Here is a 428-nt window from a genome sequence, read left to right as displayed (position 1 = left end):
CGTTCACCGCCTGCGCTTGTTTCAACGAACGTGCCCAGTCTTTGATTGCGCTCTGCCGTCATGGTGCGAACCTTTAATAACCACCGCGCCTTATTAAACTATCACGCTCTAAACTTGAATAGAAATTCCTCCCTATTCAAGACCCACGCGTCTTTGAGATCACATACGCCATCGATCGTTTGCGCGGCACGGTCCGTCCATTCACCTTCCAAACAATCACAGCCAGCCCATAGTCGTGTCGGCGGTTTGCCGTGGCCCGACTGATGCCGTGGTGCCAGGTGATCCGTTTCCACGGCTTGCGGTTGGCGCGCGCCCAGAGGATCTGGCCAATGTCCTTGTCGACCCACCGCAGCCAGAGCATCGCCTCATCGGCTTGCGTGATCATCCGCGGCGAGGGCAGCGGCTTTTTCATCCGCGGCTCCTGTCCC

At 57.7% G+C, this 428-nt stretch carries 1 protein-coding gene; it reads right to left on the bottom strand.

Annotation, left to right across the window (positions count from 1 at the left end; all coding sequences use genetic code 11):
* Positions 1-136 precede the first annotated feature (136 nt).
* Positions 137-428, bottom strand: a 292-nt coding sequence (locus ACH107_RS33555) for a DUF6362 family protein (protein ID WP_412509893.1), incomplete at its 5' end; no start/stop codon positions are given.

The sequence above is a fragment of the Roseovarius halophilus (ex Wu et al. 2025) genome, from assembly GCF_047086965.1.
Note: the sequence above shows the minus strand (reverse complement) of the source record. Positions and strands in the feature narration are given on the sequence as shown.